The 15,317-nt window shown below is 63.2% G+C and carries 13 protein-coding genes; 10 read left to right on the top strand and 3 right to left on the bottom strand.

The window, feature by feature from the left end:
• Positions 1-132 precede the first annotated feature (132 nt).
• From ACTIFE_RS15135 to ACTIFE_RS15090, 10 genes are all read left to right on the top strand, one after another.
• Entirely contained in the window at positions 133-840 is a 708-nt protein-coding gene (locus ACTIFE_RS15135; RefSeq protein WP_439529992.1) for a response regulator, read from the top strand.
• A 58-nt stretch (positions 841-898) separates the two neighbouring features.
• Positions 899-2,149 carry an ATP-binding protein gene (locus tag ACTIFE_RS15130; RefSeq protein WP_439529991.1) on the top strand — a complete coding sequence of 417 codons (1,251 nt, stop codon included), beginning with the start codon at positions 899-901 and terminating at the stop codon, positions 2,147-2,149.
• 462 nt (positions 2,150-2,611) lie between these two features.
• Positions 2,612-4,189 carry an ABC transporter substrate-binding protein gene (locus tag ACTIFE_RS15125; RefSeq protein WP_439529990.1) on the top strand — a complete coding sequence of 526 codons (1,578 nt, stop codon included), beginning with the start codon at positions 2,612-2,614 and terminating at the stop codon, positions 4,187-4,189.
• Positions 4,190-4,254: 65 nt separating this feature from the next.
• Positions 4,255-5,235, top strand: coding sequence for an ABC transporter ATP-binding protein (locus tag ACTIFE_RS15120; RefSeq protein WP_439529989.1), 981 nt, complete (start codon positions 4,255-4,257; stop codon positions 5,233-5,235).
• The gene (locus tag ACTIFE_RS15115) at positions 5,232-6,245 is read left to right on the top strand and encodes an ABC transporter ATP-binding protein (RefSeq protein ID WP_439529988.1); all 1,014 of its coding nucleotides are present in this window, start codon (positions 5,232-5,234) and stop codon (positions 6,243-6,245) included. Before ACTIFE_RS15120 ends, ACTIFE_RS15115 begins: the two co-directional genes overlap by 4 nt.
• Positions 6,242-7,195 carry an ABC transporter permease gene (locus ACTIFE_RS15110; protein WP_439530015.1) on the top strand — a complete coding sequence of 318 codons (954 nt, stop codon included), beginning with the start codon at positions 6,242-6,244 and terminating at the stop codon, positions 7,193-7,195. Before ACTIFE_RS15115 ends, ACTIFE_RS15110 begins: the two co-directional genes overlap by 4 nt.
• On the top strand, positions 7,192-8,067 hold the full coding sequence (locus ACTIFE_RS15105; RefSeq protein WP_439529987.1) for an ABC transporter permease: 876 nt from the start codon (positions 7,192-7,194) through the stop codon (positions 8,065-8,067). Before ACTIFE_RS15110 ends, ACTIFE_RS15105 begins: the two co-directional genes overlap by 4 nt.
• A gap of 3 nt (positions 8,068-8,070) precedes the next feature.
• The gene (locus tag ACTIFE_RS15100) at positions 8,071-9,018 is read left to right on the top strand and encodes a sugar phosphate isomerase/epimerase family protein (protein ID WP_439529986.1); all 948 of its coding nucleotides are present in this window, start codon (positions 8,071-8,073) and stop codon (positions 9,016-9,018) included.
• Complete coding sequence (locus tag ACTIFE_RS15095) at positions 9,015-9,971, top strand: sugar phosphate isomerase/epimerase family protein (RefSeq protein WP_439529985.1); 957 nt, start codon at positions 9,015-9,017, stop codon at positions 9,969-9,971. Before ACTIFE_RS15100 ends, ACTIFE_RS15095 begins: the two co-directional genes overlap by 4 nt.
• Positions 9,968-11,416 (top strand): alkaline phosphatase family protein, encoded by a 1,449-nt coding sequence (locus ACTIFE_RS15090; RefSeq protein WP_439529984.1) that lies wholly within the window; start codon positions 9,968-9,970, stop codon positions 11,414-11,416. The genes ACTIFE_RS15095 and ACTIFE_RS15090 overlap by 4 nt, the downstream gene beginning before the upstream one ends.
• A gap of 92 nt (positions 11,417-11,508) precedes the next feature.
• Here the strand turns inward: ACTIFE_RS15090 and ACTIFE_RS15085 are convergent, their stop codons facing one another.
• The 3 genes from ACTIFE_RS15085 to ACTIFE_RS15075 are packed head-to-tail and all read right to left on the bottom strand — an operon-like array spanning position 11,509 to position 15,315.
• Positions 11,509-13,329 carry an aminopeptidase P family protein gene (locus ACTIFE_RS15085; protein ID WP_439529983.1) on the bottom strand — a complete coding sequence of 607 codons (1,821 nt, stop codon included), beginning with the start codon at positions 13,327-13,329 and terminating at the stop codon, positions 11,509-11,511.
• Complete coding sequence (locus tag ACTIFE_RS15080) at positions 13,316-14,317, bottom strand: ABC transporter ATP-binding protein (protein WP_439529982.1); 1,002 nt, start codon at positions 14,315-14,317, stop codon at positions 13,316-13,318. The genes ACTIFE_RS15085 and ACTIFE_RS15080 overlap by 14 nt, the downstream gene beginning before the upstream one ends.
• Positions 14,314-15,315, bottom strand: coding sequence for an ABC transporter ATP-binding protein (locus ACTIFE_RS15075; protein WP_439529981.1), 1,002 nt, complete (start codon positions 15,313-15,315; stop codon positions 14,314-14,316). The genes ACTIFE_RS15080 and ACTIFE_RS15075 overlap by 4 nt, the downstream gene beginning before the upstream one ends.
• Positions 15,316-15,317 lie beyond the last annotated feature (2 nt).

Genomic DNA, 15,317 nt, shown 5'->3' with positions numbered 1-15,317 from the left:
CCGAAGCGGTGTTTCACCGGTGCTACGAAAATCGAGCAAGTTGCGACCGAATGTTACGGACGGCAGTTCCTGTCACACTTTGAAATATCTTGGAGCTGTGCATGAATTCAGAGCACCGATAGGATCGACCCCATGAATGGCAAACCAGATAGAGTGATCGTCGTCGATGATGATCCGGAGCTCCGCGCGCTGCTGCGCCGGTTCCTGTCCGATCACGGCTTCGACACCCGCGCCGTGGAGAGCGGTGCTGCGCTGGACAGGGAATTGTCGCGCAATCCGGCCGATGCCATCGTTCTCGACCTCATGATGCCGGGTGAAGACGGGCTCTCCATCTGCAGGCGCCTTCGTGCCGCAGGTGACATGACACCGATCTTGATGCTCACCGCACGTGGCGATCCGATTGACCGGATTGTCGGTCTGGAAACCGGCATGGACGACTATCTGTCCAAACCCTTCGAACCGCGCGAGCTGGTGGCCCGCCTGTCTGCGGTGCTACGACGGACCCGAGGCTGGCGAGACGTGGCGACCGACGACATCGTGACGGTCGGCACTCTCGAGATCAATCTGTCGACCCGAACCGCCACGCGCGGCGGCACGGTGCTGAAGCTCTCCAGTCGAGAATTCGCGTTGCTCGCCGCTCTGGTGCGCAGCCGGGGACGCCCCCTCAGCCGCTCGCAACTGATCGAACGCGCGCTCGGGCGGGATGCCGAGGTTACGGACCGCGCGGTGGATGTCCAGGTCGCCCGCCTGCGACGCGCGATCGGTGACCAGGCCGATGCGGCAGAACTGATCAAGACAGTCTGGGGCGTAGGCTACGTGTTGGTGTCCGACGGTGCTTGACTCGCTCCTTAAACAGAACATGGCGGTACTCGTTGCGACGATCCTTGGCGCATTGTTGGTGTCGCTGGCCCTGATCGCCACTCTTGTCCTGCGGCCCCAGATCGAACGCTCTGCCGCGGATACCGCGCAGACAATTCGAAATTTAGAGCTATCCTTTGCGCAGATGGATCCGTTCCAGCAGATCCTGTTCGCCGAGGCATTGCGGGCCGATGAAGCGCCTGGTGTTCTGGTCGCAGAGACAGCTCCGCAGGACACAAACGCACCGCGCAACTGGTTTTCACGCTATTTCCTGCAAGTTCTGACGGACCGTCACGGCATCGCAGCGTCTGACGTGATGGTCGATTCCGATGGCCGTGTGTGGGCCCGCATGGCCACGGCAGATCAACCATACTGGCTGTCGCTCAGGACCCTTCCTGCAACCGATCCGGCAACCGGCGTCCTGATCGCATTTGGCATCGCACTGATCGCCGCGCTGGCCGGCGGCATCGCGCTTCAACGACGGATTGCACTGCCGCTGAAGCGGCTGGAAGAAGCTGTTGGCCAGCTGTCTTTTCCCAGCGACCTTTACGACAACAAGATCGAGAGCCCCCGGGAGATCGCCGCCGTGTCGCGCGCGCTGACAGACATGTCACAGCGACTGAGGGCGGCAGAAGCGGACAGGGCATTGATGCTGGCTGGCGTCAGCCATGACCTGCGCACGCCCCTGACAAAGCTTCGACTGACCCTGGCGTTACTGAAGGACGCAGATGCCGAACTTATTGCTGGTGCGGAGCGCAACGTGGTCCGCATTGAAAGTATGTTGGGACAGTTTCTCGATTTCGCTCGTGGTTTCGAGGCGGAAGAGACCCGTGTGGTTTCGCTGCAGGACCTGTTGCAAAGTGCAATCGCCACATTCGCCGAGCCAATAACAGTCGAGGCCGAGCCGCATGCGGACGTTGAGGTCCAGGTCAAGGAAACAGCGCTGCTGCGCGCAATCGACAATCTGCTCATGAATGCCCTGCGACATGGCAAGCCACCAATAACACTCAGCGCCCGCGTTGAGGCTGGCACCCTCTCAATCGACGTGCGCGATGCGGGGCGCGGCCTCTCTCCCGACGAGGCACAGGACTTGGTGCGTCCATTTGCACGGGGAAACGCTGCGCGCTCTGGCGAGGGGACGGGCCTTGGGCTCGCGATCGTCGCGCAGGTTGCCAGGGCACACCGCGGAAGCGTCGAATTCAAGCAAGATGCGGAAACATTCACAGTGCGCCTGATCATTCCCCAATCGGGCGTTACTTGCTCGGACAGACAGCCGACTTTGCGCTCGTAGACCACTTCCCCGCGGTGCAGGATGGAGTTCCTATCCGTGTCGTTGGCGTCCTGGGACCGGGCAAATGTCATGTCAGCCGTTGCGCCAAGCCGCCAGAATGTCAGGCATCAAGCGCCTGTTCGGATATTCGTTCAAGCTCAGATCACAACGTCCGACATCCTCGCCCCATACAATAAACCTGAAAAGGCCCGCAAACGGGAAACTCAATATAAATCGAAATAATCCTTATCCGAAGAAGATTAGGCCTTGAGCACAGATTCAGCATTCGAAGCCATTTATTCTTATATCTTTGAAAAATATATTTAATATGATTTGCTAAATAACGACACAACCTCATCATAAGCCGCCTAAAATACATTCTTCTGTCATATTTTAATCGCGAAAAATTCAATAAACCGAATCGAGCATGTCATTCGAATGAGTGAAGTTCCCGTGCGAAACGTCACGGGAAAGGATGCTCTCATGCCCACAACTTTACTGGTTCAAACCGCCAGACTGCTGCGAGGTGCAATCGTCGCGTCTCTGATCAGTCTTCCAGCCCTCGCCGATGATCGACCCAACCTGACTGTTGCTGTGAACACGCTGCCGGCAAGCCTTGAGTCAATCGAGGAGCAGGGCAATGTGGCCGTCCGCATCACCTATACCCTGTTCGACAGCCTGATCCGCCGCGACTTTCTCTCCGATGGCAGCGGGACCTCCGCAACCCTGGTCCCAGGCCTGGCAGAAAGCTGGGTTCGTGTCGATGACCGGACGATGGACTTCAAGCTTCGCGAAGGGGTGAAGTTTCACAACGGCGATGAAATGACGTCGGATGACGTCGCCTTCTCGCTGGTCCCGGGGCGCGGCCTTGGGCAGAACCCGCTGTTCGGCGAAGCCAAGACCTACATGAACTCCATCAGTCATGTGATCCCGCTCGACCGTTACAGCGTGCGCATCGTGTCGAAGAAGCCTGACATCCTGATGGAGCAGCGCATCGCAGGCTACTCGTTCTGGATCGTCAACGCCCGTGAATACCTGACACGCGGCGCGGCCGACTATGCCCGCAAGCCTGTCGGCACCGGCCCCTACAAGGTCGAGGAATGGGTGGATGGCGAATTCCTCCGCCTCGTTGCCCATGACGACTATTTCGGCGGCAAGCCGACCGCTGCGTCGATCACCTATCGTGTGGTTCCTGAAGTCTCGGCACGCATCGCCGGACTGGTCTCCGGCGAGTTCGACATCGCCGTCAATATTCCGCCGGACCAGGTTCCGGTGATCCGCGGCTACGACGATTTGAAAGTCGAGCGTATTGTCCTCGACAACTCGCATGTCCTGCGCTTCTTCCCCTACGGCCCACTCGCTGACAAACGCGTTCGCCAGGCGCTGAGCCTTGGCATCAACCGTGCCCTGCTGCGTGAGGCGCTGTGGGAGAATGCCAACTACACGCCGAACGGCCACCAGTTGCGCTCCTACGACATGTGGATCGAAGAGTTCCCGGACTTCGCTTATGACCCGGAGCAGGCAAAGGCCCTGTTGGCCGAAGCAGGGTATGCCGGCGAGGAAATCGTCTACCGGCTGCCGCTGAACTACTACCTGCTGAGCCTCGAAGCCGCGCAGGCCATGCAGCAGATGTGGGCCGCAATCGGGCTGAACGTATCGCTGCAGCCGGTCGAGAACTTCACCCAGGCCGAGGAAAAGGGCGTCCATATCCTGCCCTGGTCCAACACCCACCGCTTCCCGGACCCGCTGGGCAGCTTCGTACCGCAATGGGGCAAGAGTTCTGGGAGCCAGAAGAACGCCAAGTTCCCCGAACGGTCCTGGGCTGCACCGACACGCTTCAACGAACTTCAGGACATCCTGCTGACTTCGATGGACTGGGCAGAGCGCAAGACTGCCTACCGGGAAGCGCTGGAGATCTGGAATGACGAGGCTCCCGGCACGATCCTCTACAATCCGCTGGAAAGCTACGCGATGAAGAAGTCCGTCAACTGGAAGCCCTACGGCCTCTACTACATGGACTTCCGTCCCTACAACCTGACCTTCGGCAACGCGTCCAACTGAGCCAAACAAACAAGCGGGCGGCGCCGTTTGCGGGCCGCCCGTCCTGCATTGTAGGGAGGCCGAGAATGTCGATGATAGAACTCGACCAGTTGCGCGTCAGCATCCAGGGCCGGGATGGCACCGAGGTTCATCCGGTGCGCGAAGTTTCGCTCAGTCTCGACACCGGCCGGACCTTGGCGTTGGTCGGCGAAAGCGGCTGCGGCAAATCGATGACCTGTCTGGCTTTGGCCGGGCTCCTGCCACACCGCACAAGGATCAGCTCCGGCAGCTTTCGGTTCGAGGGAACCGATGTCTTCAGCCTGTCGAACGCAGCTGCCTTTGACTTGCGACGCCGCAATATCGCAAGCGTGTTTCAGGATGCGACTGGCAGTCTGAACCCAGTCCGCACGATCGGCTGGCAAATCGCCGAGGCATTGCGTCTGCGCCGGGGCGCCACACAGGCCGAAGCGTGGACCGAGGCCGTGCGCCTGCTGGGCCGCGTCGGCATTCCCAGCCCGGAGGCCCGGGCGCGCGATTATCCCCACCGCTTTTCCGGCGGCATGAACCAGCGGGCGATGATCGCGCTGGCAATCGCAGGACGCCCGCGCCTCCTGATCGCCGACGAAGCGACGACCGCACTGGACGTGACCATCCAGGCGCAGATCCTGGATCTGATCGCAGACCTGCAGGCCGAGATGGGCATGGCGGTTCTGCTGGTGACCCATGATCTGGGCGTCGTGGCCCGTGCCGCCGACGATGTCGCAGTGATGTATGCCGGGCGTGTGGTGGAGCGCGCGCCCGTGCGGCGCCTGTTCGCGGATCCGCGCCATCCCTACACCCAGGGACTTCTGGGCGCGCGTCCCCGGATTGATCGCGACGCCGCGCGCCTGGTCACGATTGACGGCGTCGTACCGCCGCTCAACGCAATTCCATCCGGTTGCGCCTTCGCGCCGCGTTGCCCGCATGCGGATGCAACCTGTCAACGCCAGGATCCGCCGACAGCGGGGGATGGGTCAGGCCGCTTCCTTGCCTGCCACAAGCCGGGCGCAGCGAGGATTGCGGCATGACAGCGCCTCTCCTGTCCGCCAGAGATGTGTCGCGCAGCTACGTCGCCGGTCGAGCCGGCCTGTTTCGCAGGGTATCCAGATTCCGCGCTGTCGATGGTGTCTCGCTACACGTGAATCGGGGAGAGACGGTTGGGATCGTCGGTGAGAGCGGATGTGGCAAGTCCACTCTGGCCCGGTTGCTGCTGGCTCTGTCCCGCACCGAAACCGGCACCGTGACATTTGACGGCATCGACCTTGAAGGTCTGAGCACCGCAAAGTGGCGCGCCCTCAGGGCACGAATGCAATGCGTCTTCCAGGATACCGGCGCCTCACTCGACCCCCGCCTCACAATCCGGACCCAGGTTCGGGAACCTCTGGAGATACACTGCCACCCCGACCCGGCCGCACGAACGCAGGCAGTGCTGGAGATGGTCCGCCTAGGCGCGCATCTTTGGGATCACTATCCGCATGAACTGTCAGGCGGACAGGTGCAACGCGTGATCCTGGCGCGAGCCCTGGCCCTCGGACCCGATCTGCTGGTGCTGGACGAACCGGTGTCCGCGCTGGACGTTTCCATTCAGGCGCAGATCGTAAACCTGCTGAAAGACCTGCAAGAAGAACTGGGACTTGCATACGTCTTTGTCAGCCATGACCTCGGTGTTGTGCGCCATATCGCTGACCGGGTTTATGTCATGTATCTGGGGCAGGTGATTGAGCATGCCCCCAAGGCCGACTTCTTCGCAAATCCACGCCACCCCTACAGTGCAGCGCTTCTGGCAGCCATTCCTGCGGCTGATCCGGAGGCCGTGCCCAAGCGCGTTGCCTTGATCGGTGATCCGCCCAGCCCGCTCACCCCGCCAAGCGGATGCCGGTTCCATCCGCGCTGCCCTCACGCACTCGCACAGTGTGCAACAGAGACACCGGTCCTGCGCAGGCTCGGCACGCATGAGGTGGCCTGCCACAGGTCCGAAGACGTCACCCCAGTCGCGCTTGTCCCCCGGCACATTGCAGTAAAACGGGAGTTTGCCTGATGCGCTTCGTTGCCGTGAAACTGCTGCGAGCCGCCCTCACCCTTTGGCTGGTCATCACCTTCGTCTTCGTGGTGCTGCGCATCTCGGGGGACCCGACGGACATCCTGCTGCCAGACGATGTCACCCAGGCGGTGCGCGACTTTTACCGGGCCAAGTGGGGTTTGGACAAATCCCTCTGGCAACAATACCTGGCCTATTGGCAGTCACTGTTGACGGGCGACTTCGGCATGTCCCTGCGCTCAGGCATGCCTGCATGGGACATGGTAATGGAACGGGCGCCGAAGACGCTGCTCCTTGGGGTATGTGGTCTGGGGATGGCGCTGTTCATCGGCATACCGCTTGGCGTGGTCGCAGCACGGTACAAGGGCACCGCGATCGACCGTGGCGTGATGAGTTTTGCCGTCTTCGGCTTCTCGATGCCCAACTTCTTCTTGGGGATCATCCTCATCCTCGCATTTTCCTTGCATCTGCGCTGGCTCCCCTCTTCCGGGTCCGGCACCTGGGCACAGTTGGTGATGCCAGCCTTCACGCTCGGCACTGCATTTGCCGCGCAGATCGCGCGGTTCACCCGCTCGGCCATGATCGATGTGTCCAACCGCCCCTACATGCGCACCGCCCGTTCCAAAGGAGCCGGGCGACTGCGGCAGGTGGTTTCCCACGCCTTTCCCAATGCGGTCGCCCCGATCGTCACCATCGTCGGCCTGAAGATCGGCGAACTGATCGGAGGGGCAGTGGTGACGGAGACCGTCTTTGCCTGGCCGGGGCTCGGCCGGCTGATCACCATAGCTGTTGCCAATCGCGACCTGGCAGTGGTGCAGACGATTTTGATCCTGCTCGCGGTCACAATGATCACCACCAATCTGGTGGTTGACCTTCTCTATGGCTGGCTCGACCCAAGGGTCCGCGATCTGAGACGGGCGGGTGTATCCAGCCAGGAGGCAAGAGCGTGACCGTTGTTTCTGAGAAGGCTCCTGTTCGAAGCACCCGCAAACCGCCTCGGCTGCAGTTGGGGGTCGCTCTGGCGACCGGCTTCCTGGTGTTGATCCTGTTCGTCACACTCTTCGCCCAGGCGATCCAGCCCTATGCCTTCGAGCATATCAGCCTGCTGGACCGGATGAAGCCGCCTTTCCCGCTTGAGGGATATTCTGCCGACCACCTGCTGGGCACCGACCGGTTGGGCCGGGATCTGCTGTCCCGCCTTCTGGTTGCCACGCAGACCTCGATCGCACTGGCCCTTCTGGGGACCATCTTCGGGGCAGTGCTCGGAACCGGGCTCGGCTTTATGGCGGCGCATTACGGCGGCTGGGTTGATGAAGCGATCAGCGCCCTCGTCGATTTCGGCGCGGCCATGCCTTACTTCATTATCGCACTGGCCGTGCTGGCATTTCTCGGCAACTCGATGCTCGTGTTCCTGTTCCTGATGGGGATCTACGGCTGGGAGCGCTATGCCCGCATCACGCGCGGTCTTGTCCTTTCGGCGCGCCAGGAGGGCTATGCCCTGGCCGTGCATGCCCTTGGGGGCAGCCCAGCCCGCATCTACGCGCGTCATGTCCTGCCGAACATCATGGGACCGTTGATCGTCCAGATCACGATCAACTTCCCCGAGACCATCCTGTTCGAGACCTCGCTTTCCTTCATCGGCCTCGGCATCCGCCCGCCACTGACCTCTCTCGGGCAATTGCTGGGCGACGGGCGCGACTACCTCATCAACGCCTGGTGGCTGGCCGTCATACCGGGGCTGGTGATCTTCTTCACCACCCTGTCGATCTCCATTCTGGGCGACCACCTGCGCGCCCGTCTCGATCCCTCTTCCCAAGGATAGGACATGACTGCTGAACCCATCATCGACGGCGTGGGGTTGAACCTGACGGACATGGTTCCGGGCAACATCGACCAGCTTCCCGGCATCTTGAACTGGTACCGGGAGATCGGCTGCAGCCACGTGGAGTTGACTGCGCGCAGGTTGGACTTCGTTGTTGGCGGACGGCTCAATGTTGCGCGCACCGAGACCGTCGCAGCCATCGTGGCAGAGGCCGGTCTTGTCCCCGTGCTGCACGCCAATCACGCAATCAACCTGATGCATCCGGTTGACGCGGATCTGCACGAGGCGGCCGCAGCGGCCTCGATCGCCGCCTGTGAAAGGCTCGGGGCTGGCTCGATGGTGTTGCACCCGGGCGTATTGCCGCGCGACCTGCATGTCGCCGAGGGGGAGGTCCGACGCAAGCTTGAGCGGGATCGCCTGCGGCGTCTCGGCGACCTGGCCGGCAAGGCCGGGGTCAGACTGGCGATGGAGAACCTCATCGGCGGACCGGAAACGCCCTGGGTTGCCTATAGCGCCGATCCGGTGATGCTTGCGACCCAGCTCGACGCCGTCGCGCATGACCATGTCGGGGCCTGTCTGGATTTCGGGCATGGCTGGCTGTCGTCCCATGCAATGGGCTTCGACTACCTCGCCGCCCTTGAAACCCTGTCCCCCTTCGTCTGGCATCTGCATCTGCACGACAACTTCGGTCGTCGCGGCAACGCCGGCGATCCGGGTGACGATGTAACCCTTCGCCTTGGAGACATGCACGCCCCGATGTTCATGGGGTCGATCCCTTGGGCGGAATTGCTGCCGAAAATGCGGTTCCGGCCGCGGACCTTTGGCGGAATTGAACTGAACGGGCGCTTCCGGACCGAAGCGGCAACAGTGGTTTCAACCGCCTACGCAATCGCTGCCCATGTCAATTCCGGGGCCGAACTCGTGAACCCCTACAGGGACGCTTTCAAATGACGATCATCGCCACTGGCTTCAACACGGGCGACGCAGCGGGTTCCGTTGCCGCGCTTGCAACCAAACTTGCGCATCTGGCCCAAATAGGCGCAACTGGCGCCGAAATCACGGCTACGGGTCTGGATGCAGTCGTCGCCTGCCGCCTGATCCCGTCGCAAGTTGCCGCCGTGCGCGCGGCCATGGCCGCGCACGATCTGGCCTATTCAATGCATGCCCCGATCGCCATCAACCTGATGGATGAAGCACACCGTGACCTGCAGCGCCGCGCGGCGCTGGTTTCAATGGAGCTTGCTGCGGAGATCGGCGCACGGGTGGTCGTCCTGCATCCAGGCCGCTGCACCCCGCTCGACTGGGTAAACCGGCGCGCGGAGCTTCTGGCCTTCGAGCGCGAGCTTCTGGCAGAAGTCGCCGACCGGGCGCAGGTGCTCGGCGTGCGCATCGCCTATGAGAACATCTCTCCCAACGCCCGGGTAATTGACGGGTTGGAAACATCCTACTCGCTTGACCCTGCGCAACTGGCCGAGCAACTGGAAGCGCTGAACCATCCTGCTGTGGTGGCCTGCCTCGACATCAGTCATGCGCAGCAAGGGGCAACGCTCTGGGGCTTCGACATGATTGCCGCCTGCCTTCGGCTGGCACCGCATATCGGCCACATCCACTATTCCGACAGCACCGGCTGGCCCGCCACAATCGCAAGCCGTCATATGGGCGAGACGCATTTCTTCGGTCTGGGCGACATGCATGCGCCCCCAGGTTTCGGCCTCGTGGATTTTGCAGCGCTGGAAGCCCAACTGACCGTCCTGCCCGACACGCGCATCGTCATCGAGATCAAGTCAAACTTCAAAGCCCATAGCGAAGCTTCAACCCTTGCTGCAGCGCAAGGGTTCGCTGCCGCCGTCAATGCGCGTCAGATGGCAGGAAATACCGCGATCAAGACAGAGGCAGGCGCATGACAACCGGGACCGCAGACCGCGTGGTGGTCGTCGTCTTCGACGGGCTCCGTCCCGACATGATCGCGGGAAGAATGCCGGTACTGGAGGCGTTCGGACAATCGGGCGTGGTGTTCACGGGCGCAAGGTCTGTGTTTCCTTCGGTCACGCGCGTGGCGACAAGTTCGATCGGCTCCGGCCATTGGCCGCGCATGCATGGCATTGTCGGCAATTCGATGCATCAGCCACAGGTGATCCAGGGCCGGGCCCTGGACACATCCGGCTTCGAACATCTCACCCTTGCGCGGGAGGCCTGGGGACGGGTCGTCGCTCCGCAGACCTTGGGCGAAGCGTTGGCAGCGGCAGGCAGGAAGATGGCCGTTGTCCACTCCGGATCATCCGGATCTGCCTATCTCTGCAACCCGGAAGTCACGGCCAACAAAGGCCACTGGACCTTCTCGATCCACGGCACCGGCCACACGCAGACACCCGATGCCGTTGACAATGCACAGAACCTGCATGGTCCGCTGCCCAAAGGCGGCACCCCCAAACATGACCAGCTTGCCTATGCTACCGAAGTTGCTCTGACCAGCCTGACTTCCGCCGACGGCCCGGATGTTCTGGTGGTCTGGCTTTGCGAACCCGACAGCACTTGGCATAGCAATGGCCTCGGGTCCGATGAAGCCAACGCGGTGCTGGCCTCAGCGGATGCTGCCTTCTCCCGCATCCTTGATGCGGCAACCCAAGGCCCGCGCGGCACGTCTACGGCGGTGATGGCCGTGTCTGACCATGGCCAGATCACCACGACCGGCCTGTTCGAGATCGAGGCCTTGTTGCGCGAAGACGGCTTCGACGCGCGGGTCCGTCCCGAGACCGACACCGCCATCGCCCTCACCCTTGGCAACAGCGGCGAACTGCGTTGCCTGCGGGATGAGGCGACCATCGCGCCGGAACTGGCCAAATGGCTCATGCAGCGCCCGGAGATCGGCATGGTGTTTGCGCGCGACGATCTGCTGCCCATTGTTGCCGGCGCGTTTCCGCTCTCCCTGGTGAACCTCGATCACGCGCGGGCTCCTTCGCTGTTCTACGTGATGTCGTCGGATACAGGCCCGGATCGGCTCGGTCTGCCGGGTCGCGGTTTGATGACGGGCGGAGTTGCAGTGGGCGGTGGCATGCATGGCGGCCTCAATCGCCACGAGATGGCAACGGTCCTGCATCTGCGCTTGCCCGGGGGCCCTGCCGGCGTTCGCGATGATCAGCCATGTGCCTTGCCGGACATTGCACCGACCATCCTTGACTTGCTGGGACTGCCGAAAGGGGCGATGTCCGGACATCCTCTGACGCTCGACGGATCGCTGTCCGCGATCGAGGTTGACCGGCAGACAGCCTCAAGCGGCAACTTCGAACAGATGCTGGAACGGCGACGCACAGCCGGGGATTGGGTGCTGGATCACGGCGGGCGCGCATAAACGGCTGCACACGTGTGGGTCAGTTCAACCCCGTGACGTTTGTACGGAACCGGATGAACCTCTGGCACCTGCGCCTGCAGCAGCACCGCTCCCTATCGGGGCGGTGCCTCGGCCGAAACCCCGGAACAGGCTGCCAACAACCACGCGCGTGCGTCCTTGCTGACCCGCGCTTCGAGGGTTGACCAGACCCTGGCATGATAGGCGTCGAGCCAGTCGATCTCTGTCCAGGTCAGGCTGGCGAGATCGAGCATGTCGGTCTGGATCGGAGCAAGGGTCAAAGTCTGGAACTCGAGGAAGCCGTCCTCGGCCTCGCGGATCTCGAACAGGTTCTCGATGCGGATGCCGTAGTCGCCTGCCACGTAGTGCCCCGGCTCGATGGACAGGACCATGCCGGGCTGCAGGTCGACCGGATTGTAGGGCCGGCCAATGCGCTGCGGCTGTTCATGCACGGACAGGCGGTGGCCGATGCCGTGGCCGGTGCCGTGGTCATAGTCGAGGCCGAGATCCCAGAGCGGCCGGCGGCAGAGGGCGTCGAGATGATGTCCTTGGGTTCCCTTGGGAAAACGGGCGGTGGCAAGCGCATGAAACGCCCGGAACACGGCCGTATAGGCGCGGCGGTACTGGGGCGAGACCGGGCCGAAGGCATAGCTGCGGGTGGCGTCGGTGGTTCCGGTCAGATACTGGCCGCCGCTATCAAGGAGGTACGTCCCGTCCAGCGCGATGCGTCCCTGGCTGGCCGGATCGGCGGAATAGTGGCACATGGCGGCATTGCTACCTGCGGCGGAAATCGTGCGGAAGCTCTCGGAGAGAAACCCAGGTTGCTGCTGGCGGAAGGCGAGGATGGCGTCTTCGGCCTCCAGTTCCGTGATCGGATGACCGGCCTTTACCCGCTCCGGCACCATCAGGGCCAGCCAGGCGCCGAACTCCACCCAGGCTGCCCCGTCGACGACGTGACAGTCGCGCAGGCCCTCCAGTTCGGTCCGGTTCTTGACGGCCTTTTCCAGGGTCACGGCGCTGGGCCGTGCGATCACGCTCGCGCCGGCCTCCCTGATCAGCAGCGAGACGGCGACCGGCGAGAAGTCCGGATCAATTGCTATCCGGTCTGCGGCGCTAAGGCGCTCGCGCAGGTGCGGCAGAAACTCCGGCATCGGATGCACATGGAGCCAGTCCGGCAGACTGCCGGCAAGACCTTCCTCGAACTTCGTCCGGTCGACGAACCAATTGGCCATGCCGTCCCGGCCAAGCGTCAGGAAGGACTGCGGCATGGGATTGAAGCGGACGTCGTCACCGCGCACGTTGAGGAACCAGGCGATGTTGTCCGGCTGGGTCTCAACGTGATGGCTGGCCCCGATCCGGGCCATTTCCCCAAGCAGCCAGTCGCGCTTTTCAAGCGGAGAGCGGCCGGCGAACTGCAACGGAAAGCTCGAAATGCGGCCCTGCGGCGCGGCTGGCTGGTGGACCCAGATCCGGTCAATGAGATTGCCCTCGGTCACGACCATCCGGACAGCAACGGGTGTCAGCGCGGTTTCATAGCGCGCCAGCCAGGCGGGCGGCAGCAGCATGGCGTCATAGCCGACACGCCAACCGGGCAATGCGACATCGGCCAGCCATTGCTCCGGTGGCTGGCTGTGCAGGTGCAGGCGCTCGATGCCATGGCCGCCGCATTGCCGCGCGGCCTGCACGGTGTAACGGCCATCGACGAACAAGGCCGTCCGGTCCTGCGTCACGATGGCAACGCCGGCCGATCCGGTAAACCCGGTCAGGAAGGCCAGCCGCTCGTCATGCGGGGCGATGTATTCGCCCTGGTGCGCATCGAAACGGGGCACGATAAGAGCATCAAGGCCGCTAGAGTTCATCTCCTGGCGCAGGGCGGCAAGGCGGGCGGCAATGGAGGGCAAGTCAAAGGCGTTCATGGGCAATCTCTTCAATGTGATGACAGGCGGCCGCGCCGCCGGTGGCGAGCGGACGCAGCGCCGGCACTTCAGCCGAGCAACGGGGCGAGCGGTGCGGGCAACGGACGTGAAAGGCACAGCCGCCGGGCACGTCCAGGGGCGAAGGGAGCTCCCCTTCCAGGTGGGTGCGGTTGCCGCGCTCAGCCGGATCGAGCGACGGCGCCGCCGACAGCAGTGCACGTGAATAAGGATGCACCGGGTCCTTGAACAGCGTCTCGCTGTCGCCGATCTCGACGATCCGGCCGAGATAGATCACCGCCACCCGGTGCGAGATATGGCGCACCAGACGCAGGTCATGCGCCACGAACAGGATCGTCAGATCGAGCCGCTCCTGCAGGTCCAGAAGCAGGTTGACGATCTGCGCCTGCACAGACACATCCAGCGCCGAGACCAGTTCGTCGGCGATCAGGATCTCGGGTTCGACGGCAAGGGCGCGGGCAATGGCGATCCGCTGGCGCTGGCCGCCGGAAAACGCATGCGGCAGTTTGTGGGCGGCATCCTGCGGCAGGCGGACGAGATCGAGAAGCTCGGCCACACGGGCGGGAACATCGGTGGCCGGGCAGATCCGGTGCACGCGCAGCGCTTCGGCCAGGATCTCGCCCGTGGTCATGCGCGGGTTCAGGGACGAATACGGGTCCTGGAACATCATCTGGACGCGGCGGTTGAAGCGCCGGTCATGACGCTGGTCCGGGGCGAAAATGTCCTTGCCGTGAAAGTGGATCGAGCCGCCGGTCGGCGTGTTGAGGCGAACGATGCAGCGCGCCAGCGTTGACTTGCCACACCCGGATTCGCCCACGACGCCCAGCGTTTCCCCGCGCCGCAGGGTCAGCGTGACGCCGTTGAGTGCATTGACCTGCCGGACCGGCGCACGCCGGACGAGATCGACCAGGCTACGCGCAACGGGAAAGGACAGGCGCAGGTCGCGGATTTCGAGCACGGGATCACTCATGCCGCAGTTACTCCCTCGGCCGGACGGACTTCACAGCGGAAACAGGCAGCCCTGCGGTCATCGCTGAAGCTGGCAAGATCAGGGCGGCTAACGGCGCAGGACGGGTCGCGGACCGGGCAGCGCGGCTCGAAGGCGCAACCCGGCGGCAGATGCAGCAGGCCCGGCGGGGTTCCCGGGATCGTGTAGAGCCGGCTGCGCGGCGCAACGTCCTGTGGCACGGAGCGCATCAGGCCGATGGTATAGGGATGGAGCGGTGCCCGCAGCACATCGCGTACGCTGCCCTCCTCCACCACCCGCCCGGCATACATGACCGCGACCCGGTCGCAGGTCTGTGCCACCACGCCCAGATCATGGGTGACGAGAATAACGCCCATGTCGAAGTCACGGGCAAGCGCCAGAATGAGGTCGAGGATCTGGGCCTGAATGGTCACATCAAGCGCGGTCGTCGGCTCATCGGCGAGCAGCAGGCGGGGCCGCACGGCAAGGGCAATCGCGATCATCACCCGCTGCCGCATGCCGCCAGAAAACTGATGCGGGTAATTGTCGAGGCGGGACGCCGCCGCCGGGATGCCGACCATGTCCAGCATCTCGATGGCCCGCGCCTTGCGCTCGCTGCGCGACAGGGACGTATGGGCCTTAAGGCTTTCCGTGATCTGCAGGCCGACCGGCAGCAGCGGGTTGAGCGCGGTCATCGGCTCCTGGAAGATCATGGCGATCTCCCTGCCCCGCACGCGGCGCAAGGCTGCCTCATTGAGCGCGAGCAGATCCTGTCCCTTCCAGCGGACCGCCCCCTCGATCTGGCCATAGCGGCGGGTGAGACCCAGGATCGAGCGCAGCGTCACGCTCTTGCCCGAGCCGCTTTCGCCGACAAGCCCGAGCACCTCACCGGGGGCGAGGGTGAAGCTGACATTGCGCACGGCGGGCAGCGTGGCGGCCCCGACCGGGAACGTGACGGAGAGGTTGGAGACCTCCAGCCGGGGTGTTGCATCGGTTGTCATGA

Source organism: Pannonibacter sp., assembly GCF_051860505.1.
Lineage (GTDB): Bacteria > Pseudomonadota > Alphaproteobacteria > Rhizobiales > Stappiaceae > Pannonibacter.
Note: the sequence above shows the minus strand (reverse complement) of the source record. Positions and strands in the feature narration are given on the sequence as shown.

Excerpts from the sequence above, each read along its gene's own strand:
- ACTIFE_RS15135 (WP_439529992.1), top strand. The coding sequence starts at position 133 with ATGAATGGCAAACCAGATAGAGTGATCGTCGTCGATGATGATCCGGAG.
- ACTIFE_RS15125 (WP_439529990.1), top strand. The coding sequence starts at position 2,612 with ATGCCCACAACTTTACTGGTTCAAACCGCCAGACTGCTGCGAGGTGCA.
- ACTIFE_RS15120 (WP_439529989.1), top strand. The coding sequence starts at position 4,255 with ATGTCGATGATAGAACTCGACCAGTTGCGCGTCAGCATCCAGGGCCGG.
- ACTIFE_RS15115 (WP_439529988.1), top strand. The coding sequence starts at position 5,232 with ATGACAGCGCCTCTCCTGTCCGCCAGAGATGTGTCGCGCAGCTACGTC.
- ACTIFE_RS15100 (WP_439529986.1), top strand. The coding sequence starts at position 8,071 with ATGACTGCTGAACCCATCATCGACGGCGTGGGGTTGAACCTGACGGAC.
- ACTIFE_RS15095 (WP_439529985.1), top strand. The coding sequence starts at position 9,015 with ATGACGATCATCGCCACTGGCTTCAACACGGGCGACGCAGCGGGTTCC.
- ACTIFE_RS15090 (WP_439529984.1), top strand. The coding sequence starts at position 9,968 with ATGACAACCGGGACCGCAGACCGCGTGGTGGTCGTCGTCTTCGACGGG.
- ACTIFE_RS15085 (WP_439529983.1), bottom strand. The coding sequence starts at position 13,329 with ATGAACGCCTTTGACTTGCCCTCCATTGCCGCCCGCCTTGCCGCCCTG.
- ACTIFE_RS15080 (WP_439529982.1), bottom strand. The coding sequence starts at position 14,317 with ATGAGTGATCCCGTGCTCGAAATCCGCGACCTGCGCCTGTCCTTTCCC.
- ACTIFE_RS15075 (WP_439529981.1), bottom strand. The coding sequence starts at position 15,315 with ATGACAACCGATGCAACACCCCGGCTGGAGGTCTCCAACCTCTCCGTC.